Origin of the sequence: Bacillus sp. SIMBA_005 (assembly GCF_046535585.1) — a bacterium.
Taxonomy (GTDB): domain Bacteria; phylum Bacillota; class Bacilli; order Bacillales; family Bacillaceae; genus Bacillus; species Bacillus pumilus.
This window is the reverse complement of sequence record NZ_JAWRWI010000604.1, coordinates 1-262: the sequence shown is the minus strand read 5'-3', so window position 1 is coordinate 262 and position 262 is coordinate 1. Positions and strand designations below refer to the sequence as shown.

1 protein-coding gene is annotated in these 262 nt (G+C 59.5%); it reads left to right on the top strand.

Going from position 1 to position 262, the window contains the following annotated elements; genetic code table 11:
* Positions 1-262: ATP-binding cassette domain-containing protein (locus tag SB660_RS21495; protein WP_410584433.1), on the top strand; the 262-nt coding region annotated here is incomplete at both ends.

The following is a 262-nucleotide window of genomic DNA, read 5'->3' as shown; positions in this document are numbered from 1 at the left end:
ACTCGATAGCGTCTCTTTCAGTGTCACAAAGGGCGAATGCCTAGCCGTGGTCGGGGAATCCGGCTCGGGCAAATCAACCATCGCCAACATTATCCTCGGCATCTACGCCGCGACCACTGGCAACCTCACCTTCAAGGGTGAGGCGCTGCCGGCAAGACGTACGCAGGAACATCGCCGGGCTATCCAGCTCGTGCAACAGAATCCGCTCTCCTCGCTCAATCCGCGTCGTTCAATCGGGGCATCGCTGCGCCTCGCGCTTAAT